17 protein-coding genes and 1 tRNA gene are annotated in these 16,953 nt (G+C 69.6%); 14 read left to right on the top strand and 4 right to left on the bottom strand.

The annotated features are described in order from the left end of the window. Window positions 1–3: 3 nt before the first annotated feature. Window positions 4–1,020 (bottom strand): alpha/beta hydrolase, encoded by a 1,017-nt coding sequence (locus ASC55_RS05575; protein WP_055873465.1) that lies wholly within the window; start codon window positions 1,018–1,020, stop codon window positions 4–6. Then, a complete protein-coding gene (locus ASC55_RS05570; protein ID WP_055873462.1) occupies window positions 1,017–2,027 on the bottom strand; it encodes an alpha/beta hydrolase in 1,011 nt (336 codons plus the stop codon). The genes ASC55_RS05575 and ASC55_RS05570 overlap by 4 nt, the downstream gene beginning before the upstream one ends. Before the next feature lie 103 nt (window positions 2,028–2,130). Between ASC55_RS05570 and ASC55_RS05565 the strand changes: the two genes are divergently transcribed. Beyond that, on the top strand, window positions 2,131–3,129 hold the full coding sequence (locus tag ASC55_RS05565; RefSeq protein ID WP_055873459.1) for a LacI family DNA-binding transcriptional regulator: 999 nt from the start codon (window positions 2,131–2,133) through the stop codon (window positions 3,127–3,129). Here the strand turns inward: ASC55_RS05565 and ASC55_RS05560 are convergent. Beyond that, window positions 3,110–3,580, bottom strand: coding sequence for a PaaI family thioesterase (locus tag ASC55_RS05560; protein ID WP_055875935.1), 471 nt, complete (start codon window positions 3,578–3,580; stop codon window positions 3,110–3,112). The genes ASC55_RS05565 and ASC55_RS05560 overlap by 20 nt on opposite strands. Window positions 3,581–3,688: 108 nt before the next feature. Between ASC55_RS05560 and ASC55_RS05555 the strand changes: the two genes are divergently transcribed. The 11 genes from ASC55_RS05555 (at window position 3,689) to ASC55_RS05505 (ending at window position 14,159) form a co-directional block, all read left to right on the top strand. Then, window positions 3,689–4,087, top strand: a complete 399-nt coding sequence (locus ASC55_RS05555) for a GntR family transcriptional regulator (RefSeq protein WP_055873455.1) — start codon at window positions 3,689–3,691, stop codon at window positions 4,085–4,087. After that, window positions 4,084–5,154: a DUF1648 domain-containing protein gene (locus ASC55_RS05550; protein WP_055864627.1), complete on the top strand. Its 1,071-nt coding sequence runs from the start codon at window positions 4,084–4,086 to the stop codon at window positions 5,152–5,154. Before ASC55_RS05555 ends, ASC55_RS05550 begins: the two co-directional genes overlap by 4 nt. Further along, window positions 5,151–6,101 (top strand): CPBP family intramembrane glutamic endopeptidase, encoded by a 951-nt coding sequence (locus tag ASC55_RS05545; protein ID WP_055873451.1) that lies wholly within the window; start codon window positions 5,151–5,153, stop codon window positions 6,099–6,101. The genes ASC55_RS05550 and ASC55_RS05545 overlap by 4 nt, the downstream gene beginning before the upstream one ends. A gap of 31 nt (window positions 6,102–6,132) precedes the next feature. Continuing rightward, window positions 6,133–6,792 carry an O-methyltransferase gene (locus ASC55_RS05540; protein WP_055873448.1) on the top strand — a complete coding sequence of 220 codons (660 nt, stop codon included), beginning with the start codon at window positions 6,133–6,135 and terminating at the stop codon, window positions 6,790–6,792. Between the two features lie 132 nt (window positions 6,793–6,924). After that, a complete protein-coding gene (gene eno / locus ASC55_RS05535; RefSeq protein WP_055873445.1) occupies window positions 6,925–8,205 on the top strand; it encodes a phosphopyruvate hydratase in 1,281 nt (426 codons plus the stop codon). A gap of 76 nt (window positions 8,206–8,281) precedes the next feature. Continuing rightward, window positions 8,282–8,860, top strand: coding sequence for an FtsB family cell division protein (locus tag ASC55_RS05530; protein WP_200935145.1), 579 nt, complete (start codon window positions 8,282–8,284; stop codon window positions 8,858–8,860). A 46-nt stretch (window positions 8,861–8,906) separates the two neighbouring features. Next, window positions 8,907–9,449, top strand: a complete 543-nt coding sequence (locus ASC55_RS05525; RefSeq protein WP_055864616.1) for a DUF501 domain-containing protein — start codon at window positions 8,907–8,909, stop codon at window positions 9,447–9,449. Then, window positions 9,446–10,753, top strand: coding sequence for a S8 family peptidase (locus ASC55_RS05520; RefSeq protein WP_055873442.1), 1,308 nt, complete (start codon window positions 9,446–9,448; stop codon window positions 10,751–10,753). The genes ASC55_RS05525 and ASC55_RS05520 overlap by 4 nt, the downstream gene beginning before the upstream one ends. A gap of 25 nt (window positions 10,754–10,778) precedes the next feature. After that, complete coding sequence (locus ASC55_RS05515; RefSeq protein ID WP_036322989.1) at window positions 10,779–12,269, top strand: NAD(P)/FAD-dependent oxidoreductase; 1,491 nt, start codon at window positions 10,779–10,781, stop codon at window positions 12,267–12,269. Between the two features lie 291 nt (window positions 12,270–12,560). Further along, window positions 12,561–13,487, top strand: coding sequence for a hypothetical protein (locus tag ASC55_RS05510; RefSeq protein ID WP_055873440.1), 927 nt, complete (start codon window positions 12,561–12,563; stop codon window positions 13,485–13,487). A 6-nt stretch (window positions 13,488–13,493) separates the two neighbouring features. Continuing rightward, window positions 13,494–14,159, top strand: a complete 666-nt coding sequence (locus ASC55_RS05505; RefSeq protein WP_055873437.1) for a DedA family protein — start codon at window positions 13,494–13,496, stop codon at window positions 14,157–14,159. A gap of 9 nt (window positions 14,160–14,168) precedes the next feature. Here the strand turns inward: ASC55_RS05505 and ASC55_RS05500 are convergent. Continuing rightward, window positions 14,169–14,241, bottom strand: a tRNA-Leu gene (locus tag ASC55_RS05500). An 86-nt stretch (window positions 14,242–14,327) separates the two neighbouring features. On the opposite strand from ASC55_RS05500, the gene ASC55_RS05495 reads away from it, so the two are divergent. Continuing rightward, window positions 14,328–15,575 (top strand): alanine racemase, encoded by a 1,248-nt coding sequence (locus ASC55_RS05495; RefSeq protein WP_055873432.1) that lies wholly within the window; start codon window positions 14,328–14,330, stop codon window positions 15,573–15,575. Beyond that, window positions 15,572–16,885, top strand: a complete 1,314-nt coding sequence (locus ASC55_RS05490; protein ID WP_055873428.1) for a D-arabinono-1,4-lactone oxidase — start codon at window positions 15,572–15,574, stop codon at window positions 16,883–16,885. The genes ASC55_RS05495 and ASC55_RS05490 overlap by 4 nt, the downstream gene beginning before the upstream one ends. The last annotated feature ends 68 nt before the right edge of the window (window positions 16,886–16,953 follow it).

Below are 16,953 nucleotides of genomic sequence, written 5' to 3'. Positions count from 1 at the left end.
TGGTCACCGGTGCGTACCGGTGGTCAGCGCCGGATCGGCGATCGGGAGGGGGGTCGTGCCGTAGGCGTCGGCGAGCTCGGCGACCACCACGTCGCGCCACATCCGAGCGCCCTCCCAGCGGCCGGTGAGACCGGGGGAGGCATGATCATGGCCGGGTCCGATGCGCAGCCTGACGGGGACCCCTGCCTTCCGCAGCGCATCGGCATAGGCGGTGGCCCCGTCCCTCAGGGGATCGAACTCGGCGGCGAGGATCAGTGCGGGGGCGAGCCGCCGGTGATCCATGGCATCCAGCGGAGAGGCCTCTGCGAGGGGAGCTCCAGCGCGATAAGCCTCGGCGAGGTGTTCGACGCTTTCCCTGTCGGCCGGGCGCAGGTGGCGGTGCATCGAGTCCCCGACGATCCGCAGCGCCGCGGGGAGCACTTCGAGCGTCTGGTGGTGCAGGGGTGTTCCGGCGTCGCGCATGCGCAGGCCCGTCGTGGCCGCTATCGTCGCGCCGGCGGAGTTGCCGCCGACGCCGAGTCGGTGCGCGTCGACCGCCAGCTCGTCTGCGCGCTCCCGGATGTCGGCGAGTGCGGCGACGGCGTCGTCGACCGGAGCCGGGAAGGGATGCTCGGGCGCCAGCCGGTACTCCAGTGCGATGATCTGCACCGCGGAACGAAGGGAGCGATCAGCGCACAGGCGCTCGTTGAGAAGCTCGTCGATCGTGCCACCGCTCCAGCCGCCGCCGTGCAGCCACAACATCGTCGGCAGTGCACCGGTCGAGGACCCTGGTCGGAATCGACGCGCACGCAGCGGACCCGTCCCACCGGCGACCACGAGGTCGTCGATCAGCACGCCTGCGGGAACCGCCTCGGTGAACTCCACCGCCAGGAGGTCGCTCAACTCCCGCTGCGCCCGGCGTCGTGCTCCCGGCTCGGGGGACTCGAGGTCGGGAAGGGTCGCGGAGAGCTCGCGGATGCGCTGGATCCACTCCAGGATCTCGGCACTCAACGGCGGCCGGCGGTACTCGTGGTCGCTCATGCCGCCCCTCTCGCGTGCAGCGTGCGCAGCTCGGAGACGACGAGACGGTGCGCGACGTCTGCGGCGGGCACGTATCCGGTCGAGCCGAGCGAGCCGTGCGTCTGCCCGATGAAGCGCGTCGCGGTCACGGGAACACCTGCCGCGGAGAGCGCTCGGGCGTAGGCCTCTCCGTCACCGCGCAGGGGATCGAGCTCGGAGGTGAGGATGAGTGCTGGGGGGAGCCGCTCGTGCGACGTGGCCCGCAGCGGTGAGGCGTAGGGGAGGCGGGCGACTGCGGAGTCTTCTCCGAGGTACTGCCGCACCAGGGTGCGGCCGGCCGCGCGCACGATCACTCCCGGCATGCGCGCATCGATGCCGCGCATGTCGGCGTGCCCCATGGTCAGATCCAGCGCAGGGGTCTCCAGCAACTGCAGGACTATCGGATGCGCTGAGCGATCGCGGTTCATGAGCGTCACGGCCGCGGCGAGGTCGCCTCCCGACGATGCTCCGCCCACGGCCATCCGCTCCGGCGACGCCCCCAGCTCCTCTGCGTGGGCGCGGGTCCATTCGAAGGCCGACCAGCACTGCTCCGGTTGCGCGGGGAATCGCTGCTCTGGTGCGTGGGCGTAGTCGGCCGCGACGATGACGATCCCCGCATCCCGCGCTCTCACACGGAAGCGGGCGTCCCAGGAGACCCAGTCGATCCCGGCGATCGTGAATCCTCCGCCGTAGAAGTAGACCAGCACAGGAAGACCCGATCCCGCCGGCGCGCGCTCCTCGCCGGGCCAGTACACGCGGACGCGCACGTCGGGATGTCCGTCGACCGGAACCGTGCGCTCTTCCGAGGCCGTCGGGAGCGGCGTGATCCCGAGCGCGGCGCTCACGGTGTCGTCGTTGCGCGCAGCGACTCGGCGTCGTCCTGCGGGGTCTGCGGGTTCGTCTTCGAGCAGCGGGGCGACTCGCTCCTCCCACGCAGCGACCGCGCTGTCGAGCGTCGGACGCTGGAATCGGGACCGGGGTGTCGGCATCGGTCATCTCCTTCGACGAGTTCCGCACCGACGGGTTCCGATCGTGCGGGTTCCGACCTAGTCTGGGCAATCGAAGAACTTCGATGAAGAAGGAAGTCCGACCATGCGTGCACGACCGGGACGGGTCACCATCTACGACGTCGCGGAGCGCGCCGGAGTGAGCATCTCCACCGTGTCGCTGGCGGTGAGCGCCCCGCATCGGGTGCGACCCGCGACCCGCGAGCGCATCGTCGCCGCGGCCACAGCGCTCGGGTACCGGATGGCACAGGGTCGACGTGTCGGAGCCGCGCGCATCGCGGTCGCCGCACCGTTCACCACCTACCCCTCGTACCTGCGCCGCCTGTCCGGCATGCTCCGTCGGGCGAGGGACGCGGCGGTGGACATCATCCCGTACGACCTCGATTCCGCCGCGGCTGCCGACGAGCCGCTGCTCGACGTCCTGCCCACGCGCACGGATGCCAACGGGCTCGTGGTGATGGGGGTTCCGCTGGGCGGGGCCGCACGCCGGGCGAGCAGGGCGGCGCGCATCCCGGTCGTCTACGTCGACGTGGTGCCGACGCGGTCGGACGTGGACGGTCCGGTCGTCCTCGTCGACGATCGCGACGGTGGTGCGCAGATCGGGCGCCACCTCGCCGAGCTGGGGCATCGCCGCGTCCTCTTCGTGCACGAGCCGCAGCGCTCGCCGGCCTACGTGTCGGCGGGGATGCTCCGTATCGAGGGGCTGACCCAGCATCTGGCGATGACCGATCTCGCCGTCGCCGAGCCCTCCGCGGTCGATGGCCGGGTGATCGCTGCGGCCCGAGTCGCGGGTGCGACGGCGATCGTCGCGAACCACGACCAGTTCGCTGTCGAGGTGCTCGCGGCGCTACGAGCGGATCCCGGCACCGCCCCGCTCGCGGTCGTCGGCTACGACGACGGCGAGGTCGCCGAGGCGCTCGATCTCACGACCGTGCGACAGCCGTTCGAGGAGAGCGGGCACGCGGCTCTCGAACTCGTCCTCGGTCTGGTGTCGGGGGCATCGACCGCTCACCGCACCCTCCGGCTCGCCCCCACTCTGATCGCGAGGTCGTCGACGCTCGCGGTCAGCCCTGGGAAGCCGTGACCCGCTTCTTCTCCCGGATGTAGACCTCGCGGCGTACCTTCGCGACGACGTCGCCCTCCCTGTCGGTGATGACCGTCTCGAACCACTCGAGCACCTTGGCTCCGCCGCGTGCGCGCTCACGGATCTCCTCGGCCTTCTCCTTCGACACCTCGAACTCGGCAGTGAGCACGCCACGGCCGGGCTTGAGGAACTCGATCTCGCCGCGGGTGTCCCACACGACGTGATCGCGTCCGAGCTGGTGCATCACCAGCATGAAGAAGTACGGGTCGGTCATCGCCGACATCGACCCACCGAACGCGGTCTTGACGTAGTTGCGGGTGAAGACGTTCACGTGGAGTTCGACCGTGGCGTGGGTCCAATCCTCACTGAAGCGGCGGATGCGGATGCCGCTGAAGAGGTTGGGGATCCACAGGCTCATGCCGATCGCGAGACGGCGGGGAGTGATGCGCATCACGCCAGTGTGGAGGAACGAGCAGAGAGCGACCAAGACGTCTGGAGGGTTGTCACAGTTGTTATAGTTCGTATAGAATAAGTAGCGATTCCAGGAGAGGAGGATCGGATGCTCATCCGTGTCGATACCGACAGCCCCCGCGCGCTGTACGACCAGGTCGCGGCCTCCATCCGCTCCGACATCCTCACCGGGGTCCTCGCTCCGGGCGATCGCCTTCCCGCGGCACGCGATGTCGCCGAAGCGCTCGACATCAACCAGCACACCGTGCTGCACGCCTACCAGCGACTGCGTGACGAGGGCCTGGTCGATCTGCGTCGCGGCAGGGGAGCGGTGATCGCGGCCTCGGCCGCGCCGCTCGCAGAACTCGCCAACGACATCGACGATCTGGTGCGCCGTGCCGCGGCACTCGGCGTCTCCGCCGACACGCTCGCCGGCATCGTCCATGCGCACCGTGACGCCCGCACCGGCATGGACCCGATCGAGAACCACGAGGAGGATTCGCCATGACCCATCGTGACGCCACCCACGACCTCACCCGTACCCCGCCGCAACTGCTGCGACGCGCACGAGTGGCCTTCTTCCTCGTCGCGGTGATCGTGCCGACCGTGATCACCGCCGTCGCCGTCGTGATCCTCCTCACCTGGTTGCCCACGCTGCCGGCTCAGGTCGCGACCCATTGGGGCCCGAGCGGTGCCGACGGATTCGGGGCGCCGTACACGTACCTCTGGCTCCTCATCGCGCTCGGGCTCGGGCTGCCGGTGCTGATGGCGGTCGCGACGCTCGCTTCCGCCGGTGCGCACTGGGGCGGCACTGCCCGCCTGATGGGCGCGCTCGCCGCGGGCATGGCCGCGCTGGCGGCGATCCTGAGTCTCGGATCCCTCGCGCTCCAGCGCGACCTCACCGATGTCTCCGACGTGCCGGGCATCGGCGAGACCTTCGCGCTGGCCTTCGCCGGACTCGTGGCTGTCGGCGGCATCGCCTGGGCCGTGCAGCCCCGCGTCCGCCCCGAACGGGGGCGCACGCTGGAGCCACGGTATGCCGTGAACGTGGCGGAGGGAGAACGCGTCGTGTGGGTCGCCACGACGACCATGCCACGCGGCGCGCTCGCGTTCCTGTTCTTCGTGCTCCTCGGCCTGGTCGCGCTCGGTGCGTTCATGCTCGGCACCGGTGTCGAGGGTGGCTGGATCGTCGCCGTGGTGGTGCTCGTCGTGGGCCTCGCGCTGGCGGCGACAGCCTCCTTCCGCGTCAAGGTCACGCCGGAGGGCTTCTCGGCGCGGGCCCTGCTGAGGTGGCCGCGTATCCGCATCCCGCTCGACGAGATCGAGTCTGTGCGCGCCGTCGAGATCTCGCCGTTCGCCGAGTTCGGCGGCTGGGGGTGGCGCATCAGCGTCGACGGACGGTCCGGCATCGTCATGCGGCGCGGTTCGGCGATCGAGGTCTCCCGCCGTGACAGACGGCCGTTCATCGTGACGATCGACGGCGCGGAAGAAGCCGCGGCGCTGCTGCAGGCCTATGTCGACCGCTCACGAACACCCGGCACCTCCTCGACCGACTCCGGAAAGGCGACCTCATGAACCATCAGGCCCTGCACACGCGCCGCGTGCCGTGGACCGCGGTGATCGCCTTCGTGGCGGTCTCCTTCGCCCTCGCCTGGCTGGTGGCGTTGCCGTTGTGGCTGGGCGACGGTCTCGCTGAGCCGATCTCGGTCCTCCTGCTGCCGGTGATGATGTTCACACCCGCGGTGGCAGCCCTCGTCGTGACGTTCGTGATGCGCGTCCCCGCGCGCGGCCAGCGTGCACGGTTCCTCGGACTGTGGCCGATGCGGCCGGCGAAGCGGGTGATCTGGCTCATGGTCGCCGGCTGGCTCGTTCCGCCGCTGCTGGTGGGTCTGGGCATCCTGCTTTCCGCCGCGCTCGGCTTCGTGCAGCTCGATCTGACGTTCGCGGCTTTCGCCGCCGAACTCGAGAAGGCCGTCCCGGCCGGCACGCCGCTGCCTCCTGTCCAGGTCATCGTGTTCGCACAGCTCGCGACGATCCCCGTCGGCGGGCTGTTCAACAGCCTCTTCGCTTTCGGCGAGGAGCTCGGCTGGCGCGGCTGGCTGCTTCCGGCGCTGCGCCCGCTCGGCACCTGGCCGGCCCTGATCCTCAGCGGGGTGATCTGGGGTGCATGGCACAGCCCGGTCATCCTTCTCGGCTACAACTTCGGGCGCACCGACCTCACCGGCGTGCTGCTCATGATCGGCGGATGCGTGGCCTGGGGCATTCTGCTCGGTTGGCTGCGCCTGCGTTCGGCATCCGTGTGGCCGGCGGTCATCGCGCACGGCTCGCTGAACGCCGCGGCGGGGCTCGTCCTCATCGTCGCCGCGACGCAGCCCGACATGGCCCTGGCCGGACCACTCGGCGTGGCGACGTGGATCGTCCTCGCCCTCCTCACGGTCGTGCTGGTGCTGACCGGGCAGTTCCGCGCCCAGCCCGAGCTCGCCGATGCTCCGGGGCGCCTGCTCTCCGCACCGCGGTCTTGACGGACGGCAGCGGCGGGGGTTGGCTGAGGCCATGGATTCCACCCCCACCGCCTGGTCCGAAGCCGACGCCTTCCTCTCCGATCTGCTGGTCGGACCCGATGCGGATCTGGAGTCGGCGCTCAGCGCGCAGCGCGAGGCGGGCCTGCCCGAGATCGAGGTGGCTCCTGTCGCCGGCAAGCTGCTGAACCTCCTGGTCCGCATCAGCGGAGCGCGGCGGGTGCTGGAGGTCGGCACGCTCGGCGGCTATTCCACGATCTGGCTCGCGCGGGCCGTCGGCCCCGGAGGGCGCGTCGTGACGATCGAGGCGGAGTCGGACAACGCGGCGATCGCCCGCGCCAGCATCGATGCCGCGGGCGTCGGTGATCGTGTCGACATCCGCGTGGGTAGGGGAGTGGACGTGCTCCCCACCCTGGTCGGCGGGTTCGACCTGGTGTTCATCGACGCCGACAAGGAGTCGAACACGATCTACCTCGACTGGGCGGCGAAGCTCGGCCACCCCGGCACCGTGGTCGTGCTCGACAACATCGGGCGTGAGGGCGAGATCGTCCGCGATGACAGCACCGACCCCAAGGTCGTCGGCACCCGTGAGGGACTGCGGATGCTGGGGGAGGACCCGCGATTCGACGCCACGGCCCTGCAGACCGTCGGCGCGAAGGGCTGGGACGGCTTCGCCATCGCCGTGGTCGTCTGATGTCGGCGGCGGCGGGAGCGTGCGCGCGAACCCGTCGGTCGGGTCCCTGACCCTGTCGGAGGGCCGGGCTAGACTGAGCGCGGATCGACGACGCTCCACACAACGTTTTCCCCCTGAGCAAGGAGCACATCAGTGGCACTGATCGAGGCTGTAGGCGCACGCGAGATTCTCGACTCGCGCGGAAACCCGACCGTTGAGGTGGAGGTCCTCCTCGACGACGGCATCGTGCAGCGGGCGGCCGTGCCGTCCGGCGCATCCACGGGCGCGTTCGAGGCGTACGAGCTCCGCGACGGAGACAAGAGCCGTTACGGCGGCAAGGGCGTGCTCAAGGCCGTCGAGGCCATCATCGACGAGCTCGGACCGGCGATCGAAGGTGTCGAGGCGAGCGAGCAGCGCATCGTCGACGAGATCCTGATCGAGGTCGACGGCACCGAGAACAAGAAGCGCGTCGGAGCCAACGCCATCCTCGGCGTCAGCCTCGCCGTCGCGAAGGCAGCGGCCGACTCGGCCGACCTCCCGCTCTTCCGCTACCTGGGCGGCCCGAACGCGCACGTGCTGCCCGTTCCGCTGTTCAACGTCATCAACGGTGGCGAGCACGCCGACAACGGCATCGACATGCAGGAGTTCTTCCTCGCCCCGATCGGTGCGGAGACCTACTCCGAGGCGCTCCGCTGGGGAGTCGAGACCTACCACGTGCTGCGTGCAGAGCTGAAGGCCGCCGGCTACGCGACCGGCCTCGGCGACGAGGGCGGCTTCGCTCCCGACCTGCCCAGCAACCGCGAGGGACTGGACTTCCTGGTGAAGGCGATCGAGAAAGCCGGCTTCACGCCTGGCACCGACATCGCGCTCGGCCTCGACGTCGCCGCGACCGAGTTCTTCAAGGACGGCGTCTACCGTCTCGACAACAAGGACTGGGACGCCGCGGCGCTCACCGAGTACTACGTCGGACTCGTCAACGACTTCCCGATCGTCACGATCGAAGATGCTCTCGCCGAAGACGACTGGGACAACTGGAAGCACCTGACCGACGCACTCGGCAGCAAGGTGCAGCTGGTCGGCGACGACCTGTTCGTCACCAACCCGCAGCGTCTCGCCGACGGCATCAAGCGCGGCGTCGCGAACTCGCTGCTCGTCAAGGTCAACCAGATCGGCACGCTCACCGAGACGTTCGACGCGGTCAGCCTCGCTCAGCGCTCCGGTTACACGGCGATGCTCTCGCACCGTTCGGGTGAGACCGAAGACACCACGATCGCCGACCTGGTCGTCGCGACCAACGCCGGACAGATCAAGGCAGGTGCTCCTGCTCGCAGCGAGCGCGTCGCGAAGTACAACCAGCTGCTGCGCATCGAGGAAGAGCTCGGCGACGCCGCGGTCTTCGCCAGCCGTTCCGCGTTCCCGCGCTACCAGGCCTGAGCGCACCGATACACCGAAGAAGCCGCCGTCTCGGCGGTGAACACCGCCGCTGAAGCGGCACGACGAAGGAGGAGCCGTGGCACGACGACCGGCTCCTCCTTCGGCGTCTCCGGGACCGCAGACGCCGCGACCCGCCGGCACGATGAAGTCGAAGAAGACGGCCACGCCCGCCGCATCGTCGTCCGCACCGCGCTCATCGAGCAGGAGCCGGGGTGAGGCGCCTCGCGTCGACGTCCGCGAGTGGGCGTCCGGCATCCGCCTCTCGGCCTTCTCTGTCATCATGCTCTCGCTGGTGGTGCTGGGTGCCTGGGTGCTCGTGCCCACGCTTGGGACCTTCATCGATCAACGTCAGAAGATCGCGGCCCTCGAAGCGTCGGTGAAGGTGAGCGAAGACGAGATCGCCTCCCTCGTCGCCGAACGTGAGCGCTGGAACGACCCCGTGTACATCACGACGCAGGCCCGCGAGCGCCTCTACTACGTCAAGCCCGGAGAGGTCGTGTATCTGATCGACAACGACCTCGATCCCGCGGCCCTTCCGCGGGAGCAGGAGCCCGTGAGCGACACGATCGTCGAGAAGCCGACGGACTGGATGCCGCAGTTGCTGCGCACCATCGTCTCGACCGGCCTCAGCGATACGGCCGCCGTCGCTCCCTGACCGTCCCGTCGAGCAACTTCCCCGGCGGCTCCCCTACGCTGGTGAGGTGACCACGCCGCCGTTCCCTGCCCCCACGCCCGCCGAGCTCGCCGTCGTATCGGCCCAGCTCGGTCGTTCCGCCCGAGGTGTGGTGGGCATCGCGGCCCGTTGCGCGTGCGGCAACCCGACGGTGGTCGCCACCACACCGCGTCTGCCGGACGGTACGCCGTTCCCGACGTTCTACTACCTGACCCACCCCGCGGCGACGGCGGCGATGTCGACGCTCGAGGCGACCCAGGTGATGCCGGAGCTCGCGGCGCTTCTCGTCGACGACGAGGCAGTGGCGTCGGCGTATCTCGCAGCCCACGAGGCCTACCTCGCTGACCGGAGGCAGTTCGGCGAGGTCTCCGAGATCGACGGCATCTCCGCCGGGGGAATGCCCACGCGCGTCAAATGCCTGCATGCTCTGGCCGGGCATGCCCTGGCCGCAGGCCCGGGAGTCAACCCGATCGGCGACGCCGCACTCGCTCGATCCTCCTGGTCGCCTTCGGTCTGCCGTTGTGAAGACCCCGGCGCCGCCCTGCGCGATGAGGCGGCTTCCGCGGTATGACCGCACGCCGGACGCTGCGCAGCGCTGCCGCCATCGTGGTGGTGGCGGCGACGGTGCTGCTCCTCGGCGTCGCACCGACTCCGGCCCCGATCCCCGACGACCCTGCCGACCCGGTGCGGGCTTCGGAGTACTGGCTCGACGGGGCGCGGATCCGCGAGGCCTGGCAGACCACTCGTGGCAAAGGCGTCACCATCGCGGTGATCGACACCGGCATCGGCAAGGTGCCCTCGGTCTTCGGCGACGCTGTGGTGGGTGGCACCGATGTCTCGGGGTCAGGCACTCCGGACGGGCGTACGCCCCTGGGCGCCGTCGATGGCAATCACGGCTCCTGGGTGGCTTCGCTGGCTGCCGGTCGCGGTGCGCCCGACGGCACCGGCATGATCGGCGTGGCGCCGGAAGCCAACCTGCTCTCGATCTCGGTGGGGTTCAGCGCGGCCGCCGCCGTTCCGTTCACCGAGCAGGTGGCGAAGGGCATGCGCTGGGCCGTCGACAACGGTGCCGACATCATCAACCTCTCGTTCACGACGAACACGCTCGATTGGGACAAGAGCTGGGACGACGCGTTCCTGTATGCCTTCGAGCATGACGTGGTGGTCGTCGTCGCCGCCGGCAATAGGGGGAGTGGGACGAACATCATCGGCGCCCCGGCGACCATTCCCGGTGTGCTCACGGTCGGTGGCGTCGACCAGACCGGCATGGCGAGCATCGAGGCGTCGACCCAGGGCATCACGATCGGGATCTCCGCGCCCAGCGAGGGGCTCATCGGCGTCTCCGCAGACGGCACGGTCGTGCCGTGGCGCGGAACCAGTGGTGCGGCGCCCATCGTCGCGGGAGTCGCAGCGCTGATCCGCTCGGCGCACCCCGACATCAAGGCGATCGACGTCATCAACCGCATCATCAAGACCGCGATCCCCGTCCCTGATGCGGTCAAACCCCAGGATCCCCTTTACGGATACGGGCTGGTGGATGCCGCAGCGGCGATCTCCGCGAACCTCCCTGCGGTGAGCGAGAACCCCATGGGAGACCTCGCCGAGTGGATCCGCGTGTTCCGTCGCGCGGAGACGGAGCCGCAGCCGGTTCCGACGGTGACACCCGTCGCCGTCCCGCCTCTCCCCGCGCCCGATGCGCCCACCGAAGCCGGTTCACCGTTGCTTCCCAGCGCGGATTCATTGCGCTACGGTACCCTGCCGCTCATTGCGCTCACGGTCCCTGGTATCCTGGTAGCGCTTGGCGTCACCGCAGCTGCCCGGCGCATCCGATCGGCGCGCATTTCCGTACGCCACACCCCCGACTCCGAGGAGTAGTTCTTCTGTGCCTCAGAACAGCACTGTGCCCAAGATCCTGATCGTCGGCGGAGGGTACGCGGGTTTCTACACCGCGTGGAAGCTCGAGAAGCACCTGCGCAAGGGTGAGGCCGACGTCACCATGGTCGACCCGCTGCCGTACATGACGTACCAGCCGTTCCTCCCCGAGGTCGCCGCCGGCTCGATCGAAGCCAGGCACTCGGTGGTCGCGCACCGCCGTCACCTCAAGCGCACCAACGTCCTCACCGCCAAGGTGACGAACATCAACCACGCACAGAAGGTCGCGACGATTACGCCGCCCGTCGGCGAGCCGTACGAGTTCGCGTACGACCAGATCGTCGTCACGGCCGGTGCCGTCTCGCGCACCTTCCCGATCCCCGGGATCGCCGACAACGCGATCGGGCTGAAGACGATCGAAGAGGCCGTCGCGATCCGCGACAAGGTCATGTCGAACTTCGATAAGGCCGCCTCGCTTCCCGCCGGCCCCGAGCGCGACCGTCTGCTGACCGTCGTCGTCGTCGGTGGTGGCTTCGCGGGTATCGAGGTGTTCGCCGAGCTGCGTTCCCTGGCGTCCGCGCTGGTGGGCAAGTACCCGCAGATCAGCTTCGAAGACACCCACTTCCACCTCATCGAGGCGATGGGCCGCATCATGCCCGAGGTCTCGCTGCAGACCAGCGAGTGGGTGCTCAAGGACCTCGCCAAGCGCGGCGCCAACGTGCACCTCGACACGCAGCTGACGAGCGCGGTCGACGGCAACGTCGAGCTCTCCACCGGCGAGGTCATCCCGACCGACGTCATCGTGTGGACCGCCGGTGTCATGGCCAACCCGACCGTCGTACGCGGCGGCGACCTGCCCGTCGAGGAGCGCGGTCGCATCCAGACCCGCGCCGACCTGCGCGTCGGAACCCCCGAGGCCTTCGTCGAGGGCGCGTGGGCAGCCGGAGACGTGTCCGCTGTCCCCGACCTCTCGGGCGGTGGCGTCGGCGGCTTCTGCGTGCCGAACGCCCAGCACGCGGTTCGCCAGGCGAAGCTGCTCGCGAAGAACCTCGTCGCCGTGCTGCGTGGGGAGAACCCCAAGGAGTACCTCCACAAGAACCTGGGCGCTGTCGCAGGGCTCGGCTTGTACAACGGTGTCTTCCAGTCCGGCAAGATCGCTCTCAAGGGCTTCGTGGCCTGGGTCGCGCACCGCGGCTACCACGGTCTCGCGATGCCGACGTGGGAGCGCAAGTTCCGCGTCATCTGGGGCTGGTGGAACAACCTGTGGCTCGGCCGCGACCTGGTGAACCTCGAGACCGTGCAGAACCCGCGTTACGTCTTCGAGGAGTTCGCCGCGCGCCCGCGTCCGGCCGCTCCCGCCGCTCCCGTGGCGGACGCTGCTCCGGCGGCATCGGCCGAGGCATCGGAGAAGCCCGCTGCGAAGAAGCCGGCTGCGAAGAAGCCCGCGGTGAAGAAGCCTGCCGCGAAGAAGCCTGTCGCCGAGAAGGCTCCCGAGCCGGCCGAGGCTGCAGCCAAGTAACTGACTCTCGAGTACGACGATCGGCCCTGTGCGCTCTGCGCCGGGGCCGATCGTCGTTTCTGCGGAGCGTCTCCGAGGCGGTGCACAGGTACAGCCGGTATCGTCGCGCAGGCAAGGGGAGTACTCCCGAATGCGGCGACGTCGTCATTACGAGCACGAGATCGTGCTCCGGCCCGCCGGCCCGTGAGGGTGGAGGAGACCTTGGCACCCGCATCGCGGGCTGCCGAGAGACCCTGCCGTCGTCCTGACGTGGTGGATCCTGGGCGGTCCGCACCACGAAAGGGACCACCCATGGGAAAGCTCTCCCGACTGATCGGCATGGCATCCGAGGCGCTCGAGAAGAACGCCGGTTCGGCGCGCAACGGTCACACGGCTGACGGATCACGCGCGCAGGACGGGTCCCGGTCGACGGATTGGGGCGGCATGCTCCGTGGCGCCGTCGACGCCGTTCGAGGGCAGGGCGACCCGGAGCGACAGCCGAGCCAGAACCGTCCGGTGGCGGCCGACCCGTACACGCCGCCCGCCGCGTCACGCGAGCGGCCCCGCTCCACGAGCTCCGCACCGTCTGCCGCCGACCCCTACGCACCGCCGGTGCCCGGAGCCTCTCGGGCCTCGCAGGCCATGACCGATGCCGACCGTGCGGCCATCGCCCGCTACGACTACCTGCTGCAGACGGCGGATCCGCAGCGCGTCGAGCAGATCCACCGCGAGGCGTTCGCGCGCCTGACCCCTGAGCAGCGCTCGCTCGTCGAAGCCCGCATGCGACAGGAACTCGAGCCGGGCGAGCGTCCGCGGTCGTCGTCGCCGGATGACCTCGCTCGCGCCGCCGGACGTGCCGAGGCCATGAACCCGGGGCGGATGCGCGGTCTGCTGTCGCGCGTGCGCGGTGCGGGTGTCGGCGGTGCCGCGGTCGTCGCTGGTGGCGCGGCGGTCGGACTGCTCGGTGTGGTGGCCGGGGGTGCGGTGCTCAGCACGGTGGCGGGTCCTCTTCTGGAGCAGGCCGCGAACATCGGCGTCGACTTCGGCGCGTTGGCAGAGGGCATCGATGTCGAGTCCCTCGCCGCCGGTATCGACGTCGAGTCCCTCGCCGGGGGTGCGGGCGATCTGATGGGCTCCGCGGGCGAGACGATGTCGGGGCTGGGAGAGGCGGCGAGCGGCTGGGGCGAGCAGCTCGGCAACCTCGGCATCCCCGGTATCGGCGACATCTTCGGGCGCTGACCGCAGATGGCTCTCACTGCTGCTGCCGATCACGGCTTCACCGGGCTCACCGGATTCGCGGCCGATGTCCTCACTGCGCTGGGAGACATCGGCGTGGGCGTGCTGGTCTTCCTCGAGGTCCTGGTGCCGCCGATCCCGAGCGAGGTGATCCTTCCCTTCGCGGGGTACCTGAGCCAGAGCGGCTCTCTGAACCTGGGGTGGCTGATCTTCTGGAGCACGCTCGCGTCCTGGCTGGGTGCGTTGCTGCTGTACGGGCTCGGCGCGGCCATCGGGATGGATCGCGCGGTGCGGATGCTCGCGGCCACCAAGCTGGTGAGCCGCTCCGATCTCGAACGCGGATCGGAGTGGTTCGTGCGCAGCGGCGGCTGGACCGTGCTGGTGGGACGGATGGTACCCGGCGTGCGCAGCCTGATCTCGATTCCGGCCGGGGCCTCCCGCATGAACCTCGTGACGTTCAGCATCTACACCATCATCGGCAGCGGGCTCTGGAATGCTCTTCTCCTCGGAGTCGGAGCGGCGCTGGGCACGCAGCACGAGAAGCTGGAGCAGTACCTCGGGTACCTCGACTACGCCGTGTACTCGGCCATCGCGATCGCACTGGTCGTCCTGGTCGTGCGTCGCATTCGCGAGGCGGCAGGCGAGCGGAAGACGGTCGCGCCGGCGGAGGACTGAGCGAGGATGTGCCCCCGCTGGGACTCGAACCCAGACTGAAGCGATTTTAAGTCGCCTGCCTCTGCCATTGGGCTACGGGGGCCTCCTCGCCAGCCTATCTGCGTGACCGGATGCGACGCGGTGCCTTCGGGGGTGATCCGCAGTCCGGGGAGGCCTTAGTGTGGGGGAGTGCTCGACCTCATCGACGAACTGAGCCCCGCCCACGGCGCGCCTGCGGTCGCCCCCGAATGGGAGGACCCGGCCCGCTACTGGCCGCGCCTGTCCGCCGCGACGGGGCATCTTCCCGCGCCGGTGGCGGTGATCGACAGGGAGGCGCTCCGCTACAACGCGATGGACCTTCTGGTGCGGGCAGGCGGGCTGCCGATCCGGGTCGCCTCGAAATCGGTACGGGTACGGTCCGTGCTCGATGCCGTGCTGAAGCTCCCGGGGTTCCGCGGCATCCTCGCGTTCACGCTCGAGGAGGCGCTCTGGCTCGCCGAGACCCATGACGACATCATGCTCGGCTATCCCACGGTCGACCGTGCGGGTCTGGCACGGCTTTTCGCCGACGAGCAGGCCGCTCAGCGCATCACGCTGATGATCGACGACCTCGTGCACCTCGACCTGATCGACAGCGTCGCAGGGCCCGGTTCGCGGCCGGAGATCCGTGTCGCGATCGACGTCGATGCCTCCTGGCGCTCCTCACTCCTCGGCCACATCGGCGTGCGCCGTTCGGCGCTGTTCAACGCGGGAGAGGTCGCCGCCTTCGCTCGCAAGGTCGTCGCCCGCCCGGGATTCCGGCTCGTCGGACTGCAGATGTACGACGCGCAGATCGCGGGACAGGGGGACGATGCCGGCCCCGATGCCCCGCTGATCCGGATGGTGCAGTCGCGCTCACGGAACGAGCTGCGCGAGCGCCGGGCGGCCATCGTCGCCGCGGTCGGAGAGATCACGCCGCTGGAGATCCTCAACGGCGGAGGAACGGGGTCGCTCGAGTTCACCGGAAGCGATGAGTCGCTCAGTGAGGCGAGCGCAGGAAGCGGGCTCCTCGGCGGCCATCTGTTCGACGGGTATCGTTCGTTCCGCCCCGCTCCGGCGTCCGCATTCGCGTTCGACGTGGTGCGGCGCCCGGCCGTCGATATCGCCACGGTGCTCGGCGGAGGATGGATCGCCTCCGGCCCCGCGGTGGCCTCGCGTCAACCGCGTCCCGTCTGGCCACAAGGGCTCCACACCCTCTCCCGTGAAGCTGCCGGTGAGGTGCAGACGCCCCTGCAGGGCCCGGCGGCGACATCGCTGGGCGTGGGCGACCGAGTCTGGTTCCGGCATGCCAAGAGCGGCGAGCCGGCCGAGCGCATCGAGAGCTATCACCTGGTCTCGGGCGACGAGATCATCGATGAGCTGCCGACCTACCGCGGCGAGGGAAAGGCCTTCCTGTGACGAGAATCGGCGGCACCTGGCAGAACTGGGCTCGCTCGGCCTCGGTGCGACCCGTACGCGTGGAGCGTCCGCGCAGCCCCGAGGGTGTGCAGCGGGCGGTGGTCGCCGCGGTGAAGCAGGGTCTTCCGGTGAAGGCCGTCGGCGCCGGCCACAGCTTCACGGGCATCGCGGTCGCCCCGGGCGTCCTGCTTGAGCTCGACGACCTGCAGGGACTCGTCTCGGCGGACGCCGCGACGGGACGCGTGACCCTGCTCGCCGGCACCCGGCTGCACCGTATCCCCGGACTTCTCGCCCCGTATGGACTCGCGATGGAGAACCTGGGCGACATCGATCGTCAGTCGATCGCCGGCGCGATCTCGACCGGAACCCACGGCACCGGTGCCGAGTACGGTGGCCTCGCGACCCAGGTCGTCGGCGTCACCATGGTCACGGCCGCCGGCGAGTTCCTCCGCATCGACCAGGAGCACGAGAGCGAGCTGCTGCCCGCTGTGGCTCTCGGACTCGGCGCCCTCGGCCTCATCGTCGAGGTGACCCTGCAGTGCGTGCCGGCGTTCGTCATGCACGCGATCGACGAGCCGGTGCCCCTGGAGGAGGTGCTCGCCACCCTCGACGAGCGTGTCGCCGCATCCGACCACTTCGAGTTCTATTGGTTCCCCCACACGGATATCGCGCTGACCAAGCGCCAGACGCGGCTGCCGGAGGCGACGGTGCGCAAGCCGCTCCCGGTGGTCGGGCGGTGGATCGATGAGACCCTGCTCTCGAACGGGGTGTATCGCGTGGCGTGCGCTGCGGGTCAGGTCATTCCGGCGATCACTCCGTCCTTCAGCCGGCTCGCGGTCAGGCTCACCGGAGATCGCGAGTACACCGAACTCTCGCACCGGGTGCTCATCCAGAGCAGGACCGTGCGATTCCGGGAGATGGAGTACGCGATCCCCGTCGAGAACGTCGTGCCGGCCTTCGAAGCGGTGCAGGCGCTGATCGCGCGGCGCGGATGGACGATCGAGTTCCCGATCGAGGTGCGCTTCGCCGCGTCCGACGACCGCTGGCTGTCGACGGCTCACGGACGCGCGAGCGCGTACATCGCCGTGCACCGCTACTGGCGGGCCGACCCCACGGAGTACTTCGGCGCCGTGGAGGAGATCATGCACGAGTTCGGCGGGCGCCCGCACTGGGGCAAGCTCCACACGCTCACGGCGCAGACCCTCCGGGATCGATACCCGCGCTTCGACGACTTCGTCGCATTGCGCGATCGCCTCGACCCGGAGCGTCGTTTCGGCAACCGCTACCTCGAGCGGGTCCTCGGCAGCTGATAGGGACGCAGGGACGCCCGCGCGCGCCCAGTCCACGTGCAGACTGCGCGTCTAGGATGAGAGAAACA

It is taken from the genome of Microbacterium sp. Root322 (assembly GCF_001425645.1).
GTDB classification, from domain to species: Bacteria; Actinomycetota; Actinomycetes; order Actinomycetales; family Microbacteriaceae; genus Microbacterium; species Microbacterium maritypicum.
This window is presented reverse-complemented; position numbering and strand designations above follow the sequence as displayed.

Bases quoted from the DNA above. Each gene is read 5' to 3' on its own strand.
- ASC55_RS05575 (WP_055873465.1), bottom strand. From the start codon at position 1,020: ATGAGCGACCACGAGTACCGCCGGCCGCCGTTGAGTGCCGAGATCCTG.
- ASC55_RS05570 (WP_055873462.1), bottom strand. From the start codon at position 2,027: ATGCCGACACCCCGGTCCCGATTCCAGCGTCCGACGCTCGACAGCGCG.
- ASC55_RS05565 (WP_055873459.1), top strand. From the start codon at position 2,131: ATGCGTGCACGACCGGGACGGGTCACCATCTACGACGTCGCGGAGCGC.
- ASC55_RS05560 (WP_055875935.1), bottom strand. From the start codon at position 3,580: ATGCGCATCACTCCCCGCCGTCTCGCGATCGGCATGAGCCTGTGGATC.
- ASC55_RS05555 (WP_055873455.1), top strand. From the start codon at position 3,689: ATGCTCATCCGTGTCGATACCGACAGCCCCCGCGCGCTGTACGACCAG.
- ASC55_RS05550 (WP_055864627.1), top strand. From the start codon at position 4,084: ATGACCCATCGTGACGCCACCCACGACCTCACCCGTACCCCGCCGCAA.
- ASC55_RS05545 (WP_055873451.1), top strand. From the start codon at position 5,151: ATGAACCATCAGGCCCTGCACACGCGCCGCGTGCCGTGGACCGCGGTG.
- ASC55_RS05540 (WP_055873448.1), top strand. From the start codon at position 6,133: ATGGATTCCACCCCCACCGCCTGGTCCGAAGCCGACGCCTTCCTCTCC.
- ASC55_RS05520 (WP_055873442.1), top strand. From the start codon at position 9,446: ATGACCGCACGCCGGACGCTGCGCAGCGCTGCCGCCATCGTGGTGGTG.
- ASC55_RS05510 (WP_055873440.1), top strand. From the start codon at position 12,561: ATGGGAAAGCTCTCCCGACTGATCGGCATGGCATCCGAGGCGCTCGAG.
- ASC55_RS05505 (WP_055873437.1), top strand. From the start codon at position 13,494: ATGGCTCTCACTGCTGCTGCCGATCACGGCTTCACCGGGCTCACCGGA.